Origin of the sequence: Enterobacter sp. HSTU-ASh6, assembly GCF_026319105.1 — a bacterium.
Classification (GTDB): domain Bacteria; phylum Pseudomonadota; class Gammaproteobacteria; order Enterobacterales; family Enterobacteriaceae; genus Enterobacter; species Enterobacter sichuanensis.
Map to the genome: position 1 here is coordinate 130,411 of NZ_WSPD01000007.1, position 15,050 is coordinate 145,460.

Below are 15,050 nucleotides of genomic sequence, written 5' to 3' on the forward strand. Positions count from 1 at the left end.
GTCATAAATCTGACGCATAATGGCGCCGAATTACAAACTTGTAACGTACATAAGATAAGACAGGGCAAAGTATGGCGAGACGTATTCTGGTCGTAGAAGATGAAGCTCCAATTCGTGAAATGGTGTGCTTCGTGCTCGAGCAAAATGGCTTCCAGCCGGTTGAAGCGGAAGATTATGACAGCGCAGTGAACCAGCTGAATGAACCCTGGCCCGATCTGATTCTGCTGGACTGGATGCTGCCCGGCGGTTCCGGACTGCAGTTTATCAAGCACCTGAAGCGTGAAGCGCTGACCCGCGACATCCCGGTGGTGATGCTGACGGCGCGCGGTGAAGAAGAGGATCGCGTGCGCGGTCTGGAGACCGGCGCGGACGACTACATTACCAAACCGTTTTCACCGAAAGAGCTGGTGGCCCGCATTAAAGCCGTGATGCGCCGCATTTCACCGATGGCGGTGGAAGAGGTGATCGAGATGCAGGGACTGAGCCTTGACCCCACCTCACACCGCGTAATGACCGGTGAAAATCCCCTCGATATGGGGCCTACCGAATTTAAACTCCTGCACTTCTTTATGACTCACCCGGAACGCGTTTACAGCCGCGAGCAGTTGCTGAATAACGTCTGGGGAACTAACGTGTATGTCGAAGACCGGACGGTTGACGTACATATCCGCCGCCTGCGAAAAGCGCTGGAACTGAGCGGCCACGATCGCATGGTGCAGACGGTCCGCGGCACGGGTTATCGTTTTTCTACCCGTTTCTGAACAATGACAGGAGTGTGACGCGTGCTGGAACGTCTGTCATGGAAAAGGCTCGTCTTTGAACTGATCTTATGTTGTATTCCGGCCTTCATTCTGGGGGCCTTTCTTGGACACCTGCCGTGGTTTCTGCTGGCGTCGGTCACCGGGCTGCTGATCTGGCATTTCTGGAACCTGCTGCGCCTCTCCTGGTGGCTGTGGGTTGACCGCAGTATGACGCCGCCGCCGGGAAGCGGCAGCTGGGAGCCGCTGCTGTACGGTCTGCATCAGATGCAGATGCGTAATAAAAAGCGCCGCCGCGAGCTGGGAAGCCTGATTAAGCGTTTTCGCAGCGGTGCGGAATCGCTGCCGGATGCGGTCATCCTGACCACCGAAGAAGGGACCATCTTCTGGTGTAATGGTCTGGCGCAACAGCTGCTGGGCCTGCGCTGGCCGGATGATAATGGCCAGAATATCCTCAACCTTCTGCGCTATCCCGAGTTCACGCTGTACCTGAAAAAGCGTGATTTTACCCGACCGCACAATCTGAAGCTCAATAACGGTCGCCATCTGGAAATCCGCGTGATGCCCTACAGCGATAAGCAGTGGCTGATGGTGGCGCGCGATGTCACCCAGATGCACCAGCTGGAGGGGGCGCGTCGTAACTTCTTTGCAAACGTCAGCCATGAACTGCGGACTCCGCTGACCGTGCTTCAGGGCTACCTGGAGATGATGCAGGAGCAAACGCTTGAAGGTGCGCCGCGCGAGAAAGCGCTGCACACCATGCGCGAGCAAACGCACCGGATGGAAGGCCTGGTGAAGCAGTTGCTGACGCTCTCGAAGATTGAAGCCGCGCCAACGCTTGCGCTGAATGACACCATCGATGTGCCAATGATGCTGCGGGTCGTGGAGGGTGAAGCGCAAACCTTAAGCCACAACAGGCATCACCTGACCTTTGAGGTCGACAACACGCTAAAGGTGCTGGGCAGTGAAGATGAACTGCGTAGTGCCATTTCTAACCTGGTGTATAACGCGGTGAATCATACGCCGGAAGGGACGGACATCGTGGTGCGCTGGCACCATACCCCGACGGGAGCCGAATTTAGCGTGGAGGACAACGGGCCGGGTATCGCGCCGGAGCATATTCCGCGTCTCACCGAGCGCTTCTACCGCGTGGATAAAGCGCGTTCGCGGCAGACCGGAGGAAGCGGCCTGGGGCTGGCAATTGTTAAACATGCGGTGAATCACCACGAAAGCCGTCTCGATATCGAGAGCACGCTGGGTAAAGGAACCCGCTTCAGCTTCGTGATCCCGGAACGATTAATTGCCAAAAAGATCGCCTGACAGCCGGTGTGTCATTTTACCTTTCCACGGGTCAGCCTCTGCTGGCCCGTTTGCTTTGCAGTCAGGCGAAACGCGAATGAATTTTATACGGTTGGTGGTTTTTTGTTCGCATGATTAGCCATGGCTTTTTCATGAAATAAGCGAATTATTCTGGTTCGTGTTTTCATGCTGGCATATTGTTCTGGTTTTGCGATCCCTCCTTGCCTTTAAACGTTATAAGCGTTTAAATTGCGCCCCAGATACTGTCAGACCGACTGTATTTGCGTGGTAAATCGAAAAACTATTCTTCTCCACGCCAGGACGGGAGCATTTCCCGCTGAAATTGAGCAATTTTTCGGCTGTATCGTCCCACCAGGGAAAACGAAAATCTCAATGTTTTCAACACCACATCCACAGGCAGTAAGGTTTTATGACCCATCACTTAAAATCGCGTGACATCATCGCGCTGGGCTTTATGACATTTGCGCTGTTCGTTGGCGCAGGCAACATCATTTTTCCTCCCATGGTTGGCTTACAGGCGGGTGAACACGTCTGGACGGCCGCGTTTGGTTTCCTGATTACTGCCGTGGGTCTGCCGGTGCTGACCGTCATCGCGCTGGCGAAAGTCGGCGGCGGTGTGGATAGCCTCAGCACCCCGATTGGCAAAGTGGCGGGCGTTCTGCTGGCAACCGTCTGCTATCTGGCGGTTGGTCCGCTGTTTGCGACCCCGCGTACGGCGACCGTTTCCTTCGAAGTGGGGATTGCTCCCCTGACCGGTGACGGCGCGATGCCGCTGTTTATCTACAGCCTGATTTACTTCGCGATTGTGATTCTGGTTTCCCTCTATCCGGGCAAGCTGCTGGATACCGTAGGTAACTTCCTTGCACCGCTGAAAATTGTGGCACTGATTGTCCTGGCGGTAGCGGCGGTTGTCTGGCCTGCAGGCCCGATCAGTGACGCGATGGACGCCTACAAAAACGCCGCGTTCTCTAACGGCTTTGTGAACGGCTATCTGACGATGGATACGCTGGGGGCGATGGTGTTTGGTATTGTTATCGTTAACGCCGCACGTTCCCGCGGTGTGACCGAAGCGCGCCTGCTGACCCGCTATACCATCTGGGCTGGCCTGATGGCCGGCGTGGGTCTGACGCTGCTCTATCTGGCGCTGTTCCGTCTGGGCTCCGACAGCGCCATGCTGGTGGATCAGAACGCGAACGGTGCGGCTATCCTGCACGCTTACGTCCAGCACACCTTCGGTGGCGCGGGCAGTATGCTGCTGGCGGCGCTGATCTTCCTGGCGTGTCTGGTGACCGCGGTTGGCCTGACCTGTGCCTGTGCTGAGTTCTTCGCGCAGTATCTGCCGCTCTCTTACCGCACTCTGGTGTTTATCCTCGGTATCTTCTCCATGGCGGTGTCTAACCTCGGTCTGAGCCACCTGATTCAGGTCTCGATTCCGGTGCTGACAGCGATTTACCCGCCGTGTATCGTGCTGGTGGTGCTGAGCTTTACTCGCCCGTGGTGGAATAACTCCTCACGAATTATTGCGCCAGCCATGTTTATCAGCCTGATTTTTGGTATCCTTGACGGGATTAAAGCATCAGCGTTTGCGCAAATACTGCCAGCCTGGACACAGCGTCTGCCGCTGTCCGAGCAGGGCCTGGCCTGGCTGATGCCTACCGTTGTTGCACTGGTGCTGGCGATTATCTGGGACCGTGCTGCAGGGCGTCAGGTGACATCAAACGCCCATTAATCAACGGCAACAAACTGTTTAACCACGGGGCTTAAGGCCCCGTGGTTTTTTGTTTTTTCGTGTTGAATGGCAAGATTTAAATGGAAAGCACTAACAAACTCAAACGTGGGCTGAGCACGCGCCACATTCGCTTTATGGCGCTGGGCTCTGCCATCGGTACCGGTCTTTTTTATGGCTCGGCAGATGCCATCAAAATGGCCGGTCCCAGCGTTCTGCTGGCCTATATCATCGGCGGCGTGGCGGCGTATATCATCATGCGCGCCCTCGGTGAAATGTCTGTTCACAATCCGTCCGCCAGCTCATTCTCGCGCTATGCGCAGGAAAACCTCGGCCCGCTGGCCGGGTTCATCACCGGCTGGACCTACTGTTTCGAAATCCTGATTGTGGCGATCGCCGACGTAACGGCGTTTGGCATCTATATGGGCGTCTGGTTCCCGGCGGTGCCGCACTGGATTTGGGTCCTGAGCGTGGTGCTGATCATCTGTGCCGTTAACCTGATGAGCGTGAAGGTGTTTGGCGAACTGGAGTTCTGGTTCTCCTTCTTCAAAGTCGCCACCATCATCATCATGATTGTGGCCGGTTTCGGCATCATCATCTGGGGGATTGGCAACGGCGGTCAGCCAACCGGTATCCATAACCTCTGGAGCAACGGTGGCTTCTTCAGCAACGGCTGGCTCGGCATGGTGATGTCGCTGCAGATGGTGATGTTCGCTTACGGCGGTATCGAGATTATCGGTATCACCGCCGGGGAAGCGAAAAATCCGGAGAAATCCATTCCACGCGCCATCAACTCCGTGCCGATGCGTATTCTGGTGTTCTATGTGGGCACGCTGTTCGTCATTATGTCCATCTACCCGTGGAATCAGGTGGGCACTAACGGTAGCCCGTTTGTGCTGACCTTCCAGCATATGGGCATCGCGTTTGCGGCCAGTATTCTGAACTTTGTAGTGCTGACCGCCTCACTTTCCGCGATCAACAGTGACGTTTTTGGCGTGGGCCGTATGCTCCACGGCATGGCGGAGCAGGGCAGTGCGCCGAAGGTGTTCGCTAAAACCTCACGTCGCGGCACGCCGTGGGTAACGGTCGTGGTCATGACCGTTGCGCTGCTGTTCTCGGTTTACCTGAACTACATCATGCCGGAGAACGTTTTCCTGGTGATTGCGTCTCTCGCGACCTTCGCAACCGTCTGGGTGTGGATCATGATCCTGCTGTCGCAGATTGCGTTCCGCCGTCGTCTCTCGCCGGACGAGGCGAAAGCGCTGAAGTTCAAAGTTCCGGGTGGTGTCGCAACGACCGTCGTCGGGCTGATCTTCCTGGTGTTTATCATTGGCCTGATTGGCTACCACCCGGATACCCGTATTTCTCTCTACGTCGGCTGTGCGTGGATCGTGCTGCTGCTGGTGGGCTGGATGTTTAAGTGCCGCCGCGACCGCCAGCTGGCGGAAGCGCAGTAAGGTAAAAATGCCGGGTGGCGCTGCGCTTACCCGGCCTACACTCCCTTTTACCCCCGAAAAAAACTCCTCCCCCGTCCTCCTCCCCCAATAAATCACGTCATGGTGAGCTATCCTTAACCACCCTGTGGCAAGGTGACGTCAATTTCATCAAAGGGGATTCGTGATGTTAAATGCCTGGCACCTTCCGGTTGCGCCATTTGTTAAGCAAAACAAAGACAACCTTGTGATTACGCTCTGGCTGGCCGGGGAAAACCAGCCTGAACGCGTGACGCTCCGCGCCGAAGTGGATAATGAAGAAACCACGCTGAAAATGCATAAACAGCGCAGCCAGCCGCAGCCGGGGATCACGGCGTGGCGGGCGAATATCGACCTGAGCAGCGGCCAGCCACGCCGTCGCTACAGCTTCAAACTGCTGTGGAATAACCGCCAGCTGTGGTTTACCCCGCAGGGATTTAGCCGTTTCCCGCCCGCACGGCTGGAACAGTTTGCCGTTGATTACCCGGATAACGGCCCGCAGTGGGTTAACGATCAGGTCTTTTACCAGATCTTCCCGGACCGTTTTGCCCGCAGCCAGAAGCGGACTGCCGAACAGGATAAGGTCTATTACCACCATGCGGCGGGCCATGACATCATTCTGAAAGCGTGGGATGAACCGTTAACCGCGCAGGCTGGCGGCTCGACCTTTTATGGCGGCGATCTGGACGGCATCAGCGAGAAGCTGCCGTATCTGAAAAAACTGGGCGTAACGGCGCTGTATCTCAACCCGGTGTTTAAAGCCCCGAGCGTACATAAATACGATACCGAAGATTATCGCCACGTTGACCCGCAGTTTGGCGGTGATGAGGCGCTGCTGCGCCTGCGTCAGAATACGCAAAATGAAGGCATGCGCCTTATTCTCGACGGGGTGTTCAACCACAGCGGCGATTCTCACGCCTGGTTTGACCGTCATAATCAGTCGATGGGCGGGGCATGTCATAACCCGGATTCGCCGCAGCGCGACTGGTACAGCTTTAACGAGGAGGGCCGTGCGCTTGACTGGCTGGGCTACCCGAGCCTGCCGAAGCTGGATTTTCAGTCGCCTTCTCTTATCAATGAAATTTACGGCGGTGAAAACAGTATCGTCCGTCACTGGCTGAAGGCCCCGTGGAATATGGACGGCTGGCGTCTGGACGTGGTGCATATGCTCGGTGAGGCGGGCGGGGCGCGGAATAACCTTCAGCACGTCGCCGGGATCACGCGCTCGGCGAAATCGGCCCAGCCTGAGGCGTTCGTCTTTGGCGAACACTTTGGTGACGCGCGCCAGTGGCTGCAGGCCGATGCGGAAGATGCGGCGATGAACTATCGCGGCTTTACCTTCCCGCTGTGGGGATTCCTCGCCAACACAGACATCTCCTACGATCCGAATCATATCGATGCGGAAACCTGCATGGCGTGGATGGAGAACTATCGCGCCGGTCTGTCCCATCAGCAGCAGCTGCGGATGTTTAACCAGCTCGATAGCCACGATACCGCGCGCTTTAAATCCCTGCTCGGCAAGGATGTCGCGCGTCTGCCGCTGGCGGTCACCTGGCTCTTTACCTGGCCGGGGGTACCGTGCATCTACTATGGCGACGAAGTGGGGCTGGACGGTAACAACGATCCGTTCTGCCGCAAAACGTTCCCGTGGGCACCAGAGCAGCAGGACAAGGTACTGTTCAGCCTGTATCAGCGGCTGGCGAAGCTGCGCAAGCAGAGTCTCGCCCTGCGCTACGGCGGCTGCCAGGTAGTGTATGCTCACGACAACGTGGTGGTCTTTGTCCGGGTTTATCAGCAGCAGCGCGTGCTGGTGGCGATTAACCGGGGCGAGGCCTGCGAAGTGGTGCTGGAATATTCACCGCTGCTGGCAGATAAAACGTGGAAGAGCAAAGAGGGTAAAGCGACGTTGCAGGACGGCGTGCTTTCGCTTCCGGCGATCTCCGCGGCGGTCTGGTTCGGCAGTTAAGCGCGGAGGGAACGGTTTTCACCTTTTAAGATGGCGCAAATGCAACGAGTTGTGTCAATCTTAACAGATCGTTTACGGTGAAGGTGGAAACATGGACGAGCTTTACATCCTTGGCTGTTTATTTCTGGTTTTTGCGCTGGTGGTTGCGCCCGTGCTTGCGGTTATTGGCTTTAATCGAAGCTCGGCGGCACAACAGGAGATCGCCCGACTTCGCCAGCGCATTGAGGCCCTTGAACAGCGCGGCGTGGCGGAGAACGCACCGGAGCCTGAACAGGCCGTTGCGTCGGCGGACATGACCGAACCGGTGGTCGATGACGCGCCCGCGTCTGTCGACCCCTGGCGCCCGGAGAGTCCCGCCGTTGCGGCAGTACCCGTTGCACCCCCAGCGCCAGCGACCAAACAGCCTTCTGCCTTTGGCGGTATGCTGTCGTCGCTGGTGCGCTGGTTCATGCAGGGTAATCCGCTGGCGAAACTGGGGATCCTGCTGCTCTTTCTTGGGCTTTCATTCCTGCTGCGCTATACCGTCGAGCACTCCCTGTTCCCGCTTGAGCTCCGCCTGGCCGCGACGGCGCTGTTTGCTATCGTCCTGCTGGCCCTCGGGTGGCGGCTGCGGCACAGACAGCGCGTCTATGCGCTGATCCTGCAGGGGGGCGCGACAGGCATTCTCTATCTGACCGTCTTTGGTGCTTTCCGGCTCTGGCAAATGTTGCCGATGACGCTGGCCTTTGCATTGCTGGTGGTGATTTGCGCGGCGAGCGTCGGGCTGGCGGTGCTGCAGAAGGCGCTGAGCCTGGCCATGCTGGCAAGCCTCGGTGGCTATCTTGCGCCGCTGCTCTTGTCTACCGGGGGCGGTAGCTTTGTGGCGCTGTTCTCTTTCTATCTCCTGCTTTCCATCGGCATTCTCGCGATTAGCATCTGGCAGCACTGGCGCGAGCTCAATCTCCTCGGGCTGCTGTTTACGTTCGGCGTGGGCGGCTTGTGGGGGCTGAACGACTACAGGCCAGAAGACTTTTGGGTCTGCCAGCTGTTACTGATTGCCAACACGTTGATATTCGGCGTGCTGAGCGTGGCGCTGTCGCTGCGGGCGCAGGAGAAAGGCAAGCAGATTATTGACGGTGTCCTGCTGTTTGCCCCGCCGCTGGTTGGTTTTGGCATGCAGTATGGCATGACGCAGCACTGGACCTACGGCCCGGCGCTGAGTGCCCTCGGATATGGCGCCTTTTATCTTACCCTCGCGTTCCTCGCCCTGCGGCGCTATCCCTCTCTCGGACGGCCGCTGGTTATGGCGGCGCTGGCAATCGGCGGCGGGTTTGCCACGCTCGCCATTCCGCTGGCGCTGTCGGCGCGCTGGACGGCAATGGCCTGGGCGCTGGAGGGGCTGGGCATCCTCTGGCTGGGCGTACAACAGCAGCAGCGGCGCATGAGCTATAGCGGGACGGCGCTGCTGGTGCTGGCGCTTGGCAGCGCGCTGTGGGCGCAAACGCATGGTGTGACGTCGCTGAGCCTGCTGCTGATCTTCACCATCCTCAGCCTCTGCTGGCTGGCTGCGGCCTGGCTGTGGCGGACTCTCTTGCTGCCGGTCAGCTGGGCGCTGCTGGCAGGTGGGCTGTTGTTCTGGATAGTGGCGCAACTGGGGGCGGCGCAGCTAATGCTGAAGCAGGAATTATCTGTTCTGGCAGGCGTGCTGGCGCTCTCGGCCGTGTCGGTCTGGGGCTGGCGGCAGGCCGCCGCGCGTCTGGCGTGGCGAGAGCTGGATGCCAGCAAATGGCTGCTGTGGCCGCTGATGCTGCTGATGGTGGGTTATCAGCTCTGGCATCAGCAGGTCTTTGCCGCCGGCTGGTCAAATCTGGCGTGGTGCGTTGCGCTTCCTGCCGCGTTGATGCTGCTGTGGCGCGACGGTAAAAGGCTCATGCCGCGTATCGCGATGGGGCTGCATCTGTCGCTGTTCTGGATGATTTTACTGGCGCTGGCGGCGGAGCTTTACTGGTTTGCCCGGTCGCTGCCGTGGGGGATGGCGGCCTGGGGCAGTGGACTGGCGATGGCCGCGGGGGGCGGTTTGATTATGGCGCTCCGGGCTGCGGTACGGCGTCGCGTTTGGCCCTTCCGGGAGTGGCCTGCGCTTTATGCCTGCCTGGCACCGATCCCTGTGGTCGTGGCGCTGCTGGTATTGCTGGTCGTGACCAATTTCCAGGACGGTGTGGTCTATCGTCAGACCTGGCTGCCGCTGGTGAATCCGCTTGAGGAAGGTGCCGCGTTCGCACTGCTGGGGCTGGTGGTCTTTTATCGGGCGGTGGATCGCTACTACCCGGCATTGCTTGCGCAAGCGCGCCCGTGGCCTGCCGTCGCGCTGATGGCGTTTGGCTTCTGGTGGCTTAACGGTGCGCTGATGCGCGCCCTGGCCTGGTACGGCGACGTGGCCTGGAATATGGCATCGCTGTGGGATTCGCGGCTTATCCAGACCAGCTTTGCCCTGTTCTGGATGCTGAGCGCGCTGGTGGTCATGATCCATGCCACCCGTCGGGCTTCCCGGCAGGAGTGGCTCTGCGGCGCCGTGCTGCTCGGTGTGGTGATGGTTAAACTGATGCTGGTAGACAGCGCGGGCGGAGGCGGTCTGTCGCGCGCGGTGGCGTTTATCGGCGTGGCGATACTGGTGCTGATTGTGGGGTATTTCTCACCGCTGCCGCCCAAAACAGGAGATGAAAAATGAAATGGATGAATGCGGTAGTGTGTACCGCGCTGCTGGCGCTTTGCGGCCCGGCGCTTTGCGACGAGGGACAAACGGAATCGCCGCGGGACTATGCCTTTGGTCGTTCACTCGATACATCTGTCCCTTCCCAGTGGTATCGGGTCATGCTCCCGCTCGCCGTTTATGAACAGAGCACGTCACCAGAACTGCATGATGTTCGCGTCTTTAATCAGTCGGGCGAGCCGGTGCCTTTTAGCCTGGTCACCGCCACGCGTCCGCAGGCGACCCCGCAATCCACGGCGCTGCGCCTCTTCCCTCTGGACGCGTCGCCGCTTGCGCCTTCGCGAGACGCCGGTGATAGCGATAAGGTCCTGCTCCGTTCCCGCAACGGCGTGGAGATTGTGCTGGAAGGGCAAAACATGGCCGCCTCAGGGCAACATTACCTCCTGACGCTGCCGGAGCAGAACGCAGGGGAGATTGCCCTGTCCCAGCTTCAGCTGCTCTGGAATGCTCCCCGGACACCGTGGCAGGGAACCGCGTCGGTCTATTACAGCGAGGATCTTAAGCGTTGGTTTAGCCTGCGTGAGGATATGCCCTTGCTGGATGTCGTCAGCGGCCAGGATCGTCTTAAGCTCGATCGGATCGATACCGACATGGTGCTGTCTCCCGATGCGAACCGCTATCTGCTGGTGGTGCTGAATTCGGAACACCCGGGTCTGACACTGACCGGCGTAAACGCAATTAGCGCACCGGCGCAGGCCATGTCTGAAGAAATGAGTCTGGAGGCCGAGGCGGAACCGTTATCGGCAAGCGAAGCGCAATGGCACTGGACACATCCGCAGCCCCTGAGCGCGGTCAGTATCACCCTGAATGGTGACGGTGTCCTTCCCGTGGAAATCGCCTGGCGGAGTACGGAAAAAGACACATGGCATCCCCTGAAGAAAGAGGTCCTTTACCGTCTGGAGGGGAAAACATCGGCACCGGTTTCGCTCAACGGCGGGCTGGTCCAGGCGGTGAAAATCACGACGCTGAATGCGCGTCTGCCGGAAAACCTGCCGGTCGTGACGGGGCATCGCGACCGCTATGACCTCGTGTTCAACGCGCAGGGGAAAGCGCCGTACGTGCTCGCCTGGGGCAACGGAGCAGCAAAGCCTGCCAGCGTGGAGCCCGACATGCTGATCCCTGCCGACCTGCGCAAAACCTATGATCTGGCAAATCTGCCGCAGGCTGACATTCAGGATAATGTCGCATTAGGCGGCGAGGGGCGTTTAACCGCCACGTCCGCAGCCGAGCGGGAGAGCAGGATGAACACCCTACTGGTCTGGGGCGTGCTGATTGCGGGTGTTGTTCTGCTGGCGGGCATGGCCTGGCGCATCTGGCGAGAGACGCAGCGTAAGGCATAAAAAAGGCCCGCATTAGCGGGCCTTCTCGTAAACCGTGCCGATTACAGGCTGGATACGTTCTCGGACAGGTATTTTGCTACGCCGTCTGGAGAAGCAGCCATACCTTCTTTTCCTTTTTCCCACTGAGCCGGGCACACTTCACCGTGCTCTTCGTGGAACTGCAGCGCGTCAACCATACGCAGCATTTCGTCGATGTTACGACCCAGCGGCAGATCGTTCACAACCTGGTGACGCACGATGCCGTTTGCGTCGATCAGGAAAGAACCACGCAGTGCAACGCCAGCGTCCGGATGTTCGATACCGTAAGCCTGCTGGATTTCGCGTTTGATGTCCGCAACCATTGCGTATTTCACCGCACCGATGCCGCCTTTGTCGACAGGGGTGTTACGCCATGCGTTGTGTACAAACTCAGAGTCGAAGGAGACGCCAACCACTTCTACGCCACGCTTCTGGAATTCTTCATAACGTTTGTCGAACGCGATCAGTTCAGACGGGCAAACGAAAGTGAAGTCCATTGGCCAGAAGAACAGAACGGTCGCTTTACCGTTGGTGTGCTGTTTGAAGTTGAAGTTTTCAACGATTTCACCGTTGCCCAGAACTGCTGCAGCTGTAAAATCCGGAGCCGGACGAGTTACCAGAACCATATGATTCTCCTGTAGATACTAAGGTTATTTGGAACGCAACGCGAGCCAGTATAGAGAGTGTTCAGGGATAAGACAAAGAGGTGGTGACAATCGTTCCGCCAGCTTTTACCTATCAATGTGAATTCTGTCAGAGCTGTTTGCTTTTCGCCTGGGCCATCATGCGCGGGTAAAATTGCCAGAAACGCGTTTCCAGCGCGTCGTAATGTTCATCCAGGTCATACCAGGAGTCGCGCAGGGCATCCAGCCGCGGGCGGCGGCTCGCCATGCCGTTTAACACATTCTGAATGAAGTCCATATCGCGGTAGCGCTCCAGCCAGCGTTCTGACCACAGATAGTTATTGAGATTCACAAAGCGCGGCGGCGAGTCGGGCAGAATAATCGACACCTGCTGATGGGCGTAGCGTACAAACTCCGGCAATGGCATCTCCGGCGACAGCTGTCCCCAGTGGCGCGACAGGAAGTGATCCCACATCACGTCGAGCGTGATCGGCGCGACGCGGCGCGTTTCGGGGCGAAACCACCCTTTGGCCTCGGCCACTTCCGGCAGGTTATCCGTCAGGACGTCGATGCGGCGATGCATAAAAATGCCGTCGACCACCTCAGGGGAATAGTTTTCGGCGGGGTTGCCGCGCACGAAATCGGCCAGCAAATTACCGGAAAGGGAGCTGTCAGCGAGGTGAGCGAGATGCAGGTGAGCGAGAAAATTCATGCGTTTTATTTGTCCGGGGGCGGCTAGTTGTTGCAGCAAAAGGGTGTGAGCACTAGACTATGCCGCCTGTTTTTAAGTCACGAGTATACGTCATGCGCGTCGCCGATTTCTCCTTTGAACTACCTGAATCCCTGATTGCTCACTACCCCATGCCTGAGCGCAGTAGCTGTCGTTTGCTGTCACTGGATGGGCCAACGGGCGAGCTGACGCACGGTACTTTCACCGATTTGCTCGACAAGCTCAACCCTGGCGATCTGCTGGTCTTTAACAATACCCGCGTGATCCCGGCGCGCCTGTTTGGCCGTAAAGCCAGCGGCGGCAAGATTGAAGTGCTGGTCGAACGTATGCTCGATGATAAACGTATTCTGGCACATATTCGCGCGTCTAAGGCGCCGAAGCCGGGCGCGGAACTGCTGCTGGGCGATGATGAAAGCATCAACGCGACCATGACCGCGCGACACGACGCGCTGTTCGAAGTGGAGTTTAACGACGAGCGCACCGTGCTCGACATTCTGAACGCCATCGGCCACATGCCGCTGCCGCCGTACATTGAGCGTCCGGACGAAGAGGCCGACCGCGAGCTGTACCAGACCGTCTACAGCCAGAAGCCCGGCGCGGTCGCGGCGCCGACGGCAGGCCTGCACTTTGATGAACCCCTGCTGGAAAAACTGCGCGCGAAAGGGGTTGAGATGGCGTTTGTGACGCTGCATGTCGGGGCGGGAACCTTCCAGCCGGTGCGCGTGGACAGCATCGAAGATCACATCATGCACTCTGAATATGCTGAAGTGCCGCAGGATGTGGTGGATGCGGTGCTGGCGGCGAAAGCGCGCGGTAGCCGTGTCGTTGCGGTCGGTACGACCTCGGTGCGCTCACTGGAGAGTGCCGCGCAGGCGGCGAAAAATGGTCTTATCGAGCCGTTCTTTGGCGATACGCAGATCTTTATCTACCCGGGCTATCAGTACAAAGTGATTGACGCACTGGTGACCAACTTCCATCTGCCTGAATCAACGCTGATTATGCTGGTCTCCGCGTTTGCGGGTTATCAGCATACAATGAATGCCTACAAGTCTGCGGTAGAACAAAAATATCGCTTTTTTAGCTACGGGGACGCGATGTTTATCACGTACAATCCGCTGGCTTTGAATGAGCGTGTCGGGGAATAAGTCCGCGGCACCGGAATAATGTGTTGGACTGTTTTTCTGGCACAGAGGAAAGAAAATGAAATTTGAACTCGATACCACCGATGGCCGCGCGCGTCGCGGCCGCCTGGTGTTTGATCGCGGCGTGGTGGAAACCCCCGCGTTTATGCCTGTGGGCACCTACGGCACCGTCAAAGGGATGACGCCGGAAGAGGTGGAAGCCACTGGCGCGCAGATTATCCTCGGCAATACTTTCCACCTGTGGCTGCGCCCGGGCCAGGAGATTATGAAGCTCCACGGCGATCTGCATGATTTCATGCAGTGGAAAGGCCCCATCCTGACCGACTCCGGCGGCTTCCAGGTCTTCAGCCTCGGTGATATCCGTAAGATCACCGAAGAGGGTGTTCACTTCCGTAACCCGATCAACGGCGATCCGATTTTCCTCGATCCTGAAAAATCGATGGAGATTCAGTACGATCTCGGCTCTGACATCGTGATGATCTTCGACGAATGTACGCCGTACCCGGCGGACTGGGATTACGCGAAGCGCTCAATGGAGATGTCGCTGCGCTGGGCGAAGCGTAGCCGCGACCGTTTTGACTCCCTGCAGAACAAAAATGCGCTGTTCGGCATTATCCAGGGCAGCGTTTACGAAGATTTACGCGATATCTCTGTTAAAGGTCTGGTAGAGATAGGTTTTGATGGCTACGCTGTCGGCGGTTTGGCTGTCGGTGAGCCGAAGGAAGACATGCATCGCATTCTGGAACATGTCTGCCCGCAGATCCCGGCTGATAAACCCCGTTACCTGATGGGCGTGGGTAAACCAGAAGATCTGGTTGAAGGCGTGCGCCGCGGCATCGATATGTTCGACTGCGTCATGCCAACCCGCAACGCGCGTAACGGTCATCTGTTTGTTACCGATGGCGTGGTGAAAATCCGTAACGCGAAGCATAAAAGTGACACCAGTCCGCTCGACGCCGAGTGCGATTGCTATACCTGTCGCCATTATTCTCGCGCGTATCTGCATCATCTCGATCGTTGCAATGAGATTTTGGGCGCGCGTCTCAATACCATTCATAACCTTCGCTATTATCAGCGCTTAATGGCTGGTTTACGCAAGGCTATCGAAGAGGGTAAATTAGAGAGCTTCGTGACCGATTTTTACCAACGTCAGGGTCGAACCGTTCCACCTTTGAACGTTGATTAATATTAATAATGAGGGAATTT

Annotated in this window: 11 protein-coding genes; 9 read left to right on the forward strand and 2 right to left on the reverse strand. The window is 57.8% G+C overall.

Going from position 1 to position 15,050, the window contains the following annotated elements; genetic code table 11:
• The first annotated feature begins 71 nt into the window (after window positions 1-71).
• From phoB to GM298_RS10790, 7 genes are all read left to right on the forward strand, one after another.
• The gene (phoB, locus tag GM298_RS10760) at window positions 72-761 is read left to right on the forward strand and encodes a phosphate response regulator transcription factor PhoB (RefSeq protein WP_008503265.1); all 690 of its coding nucleotides are present in this window, start codon (window positions 72-74) and stop codon (window positions 759-761) included.
• A gap of 21 nt (window positions 762-782) precedes the next feature.
• Window positions 783-2,078 carry a phosphate regulon sensor histidine kinase PhoR gene (gene phoR, locus GM298_RS10765; protein ID WP_025756209.1) on the forward strand — a complete coding sequence of 432 codons (1,296 nt, stop codon included), beginning with the start codon at window positions 783-785 and terminating at the stop codon, window positions 2,076-2,078.
• Between the two features lie 409 nt (window positions 2,079-2,487).
• Complete coding sequence (brnQ, locus tag GM298_RS10770; RefSeq protein ID WP_025756208.1) at window positions 2,488-3,807, forward strand: branched-chain amino acid transporter carrier protein BrnQ; 1,320 nt, start codon at window positions 2,488-2,490, stop codon at window positions 3,805-3,807.
• An 80-nt stretch (window positions 3,808-3,887) separates the two neighbouring features.
• Window positions 3,888-5,261, forward strand: a complete 1,374-nt coding sequence (gene proY / locus GM298_RS10775; protein ID WP_045285210.1) for a proline-specific permease ProY — start codon at window positions 3,888-3,890, stop codon at window positions 5,259-5,261.
• A 163-nt stretch (window positions 5,262-5,424) separates the two neighbouring features.
• On the forward strand, window positions 5,425-7,242 hold the full coding sequence (malZ, locus tag GM298_RS10780; RefSeq protein ID WP_266154097.1) for a maltodextrin glucosidase: 1,818 nt from the start codon (window positions 5,425-5,427) through the stop codon (window positions 7,240-7,242).
• A 91-nt stretch (window positions 7,243-7,333) separates the two neighbouring features.
• The gene (locus GM298_RS10785; protein ID WP_266154098.1) at window positions 7,334-9,949 is read left to right on the forward strand and encodes a DUF2339 domain-containing protein; all 2,616 of its coding nucleotides are present in this window, start codon (window positions 7,334-7,336) and stop codon (window positions 9,947-9,949) included.
• Window positions 9,946-11,331, forward strand: a complete 1,386-nt coding sequence (locus GM298_RS10790; RefSeq protein WP_266154099.1) for a DUF3999 family protein — start codon at window positions 9,946-9,948, stop codon at window positions 11,329-11,331. Before GM298_RS10785 ends, GM298_RS10790 begins: the two co-directional genes overlap by 4 nt.
• 41 nt (window positions 11,332-11,372) lie before the next feature.
• Here the strand turns inward: GM298_RS10790 and GM298_RS10795 are convergent, their stop codons facing one another.
• Together GM298_RS10795 and acpH are read right to left on the reverse strand one after the other, a co-directional pair.
• Window positions 11,373-11,975 carry a peroxiredoxin gene (locus tag GM298_RS10795; RefSeq protein WP_008503347.1) on the reverse strand — a complete coding sequence of 201 codons (603 nt, stop codon included), beginning with the start codon at window positions 11,973-11,975 and terminating at the stop codon, window positions 11,373-11,375.
• A gap of 127 nt (window positions 11,976-12,102) precedes the next feature.
• Entirely contained in the window at window positions 12,103-12,684 is a 582-nt protein-coding gene (acpH, locus tag GM298_RS10800; protein WP_266154100.1) for an ACP phosphodiesterase, read from the reverse strand.
• Between the two features lie 92 nt (window positions 12,685-12,776).
• Between acpH and queA the strand changes: the two genes are divergently transcribed.
• Window positions 12,777-13,847 carry a tRNA preQ1(34) S-adenosylmethionine ribosyltransferase-isomerase QueA gene (queA, locus tag GM298_RS10805; protein ID WP_025756204.1) on the forward strand — a complete coding sequence of 357 codons (1,071 nt, stop codon included), beginning with the start codon at window positions 12,777-12,779 and terminating at the stop codon, window positions 13,845-13,847.
• 55 nt (window positions 13,848-13,902) lie between these two features.
• On the forward strand, window positions 13,903-15,030 hold the full coding sequence (tgt, locus tag GM298_RS10810) for a tRNA guanosine(34) transglycosylase Tgt (RefSeq protein WP_025756203.1): 1,128 nt from the start codon (window positions 13,903-13,905) through the stop codon (window positions 15,028-15,030).
• Window positions 15,031-15,050 lie beyond the last annotated feature (20 nt).

Coding starts and splice junctions, on each gene's coding strand:
- GM298_RS10790 (WP_266154099.1), top strand. CDS start 9,946: ATGAAATGGATGAATGCGGTAGTGTGTACCGCGCTGCTGGCGCTTTGC.
- acpH (WP_266154100.1), bottom strand. CDS start 12,684: ATGAATTTTCTCGCTCACCTGCATCTCGCTCACCTCGCTGACAGCTCC.
- GM298_RS10795 (WP_008503347.1), bottom strand. CDS start 11,975: ATGGTTCTGGTAACTCGTCCGGCTCCGGATTTTACAGCTGCAGCAGTT.
- tgt (WP_025756203.1), top strand. CDS start 13,903: ATGAAATTTGAACTCGATACCACCGATGGCCGCGCGCGTCGCGGCCGC.
- proY (WP_045285210.1), top strand. CDS start 3,888: ATGGAAAGCACTAACAAACTCAAACGTGGGCTGAGCACGCGCCACATT.
- GM298_RS10785 (WP_266154098.1), top strand. CDS start 7,334: ATGGACGAGCTTTACATCCTTGGCTGTTTATTTCTGGTTTTTGCGCTG.
- phoB (WP_008503265.1), top strand. CDS start 72: ATGGCGAGACGTATTCTGGTCGTAGAAGATGAAGCTCCAATTCGTGAA.
- queA (WP_025756204.1), top strand. CDS start 12,777: ATGCGCGTCGCCGATTTCTCCTTTGAACTACCTGAATCCCTGATTGCT.
- brnQ (WP_025756208.1), top strand. CDS start 2,488: ATGACCCATCACTTAAAATCGCGTGACATCATCGCGCTGGGCTTTATG.
- malZ (WP_266154097.1), top strand. CDS start 5,425: ATGTTAAATGCCTGGCACCTTCCGGTTGCGCCATTTGTTAAGCAAAAC.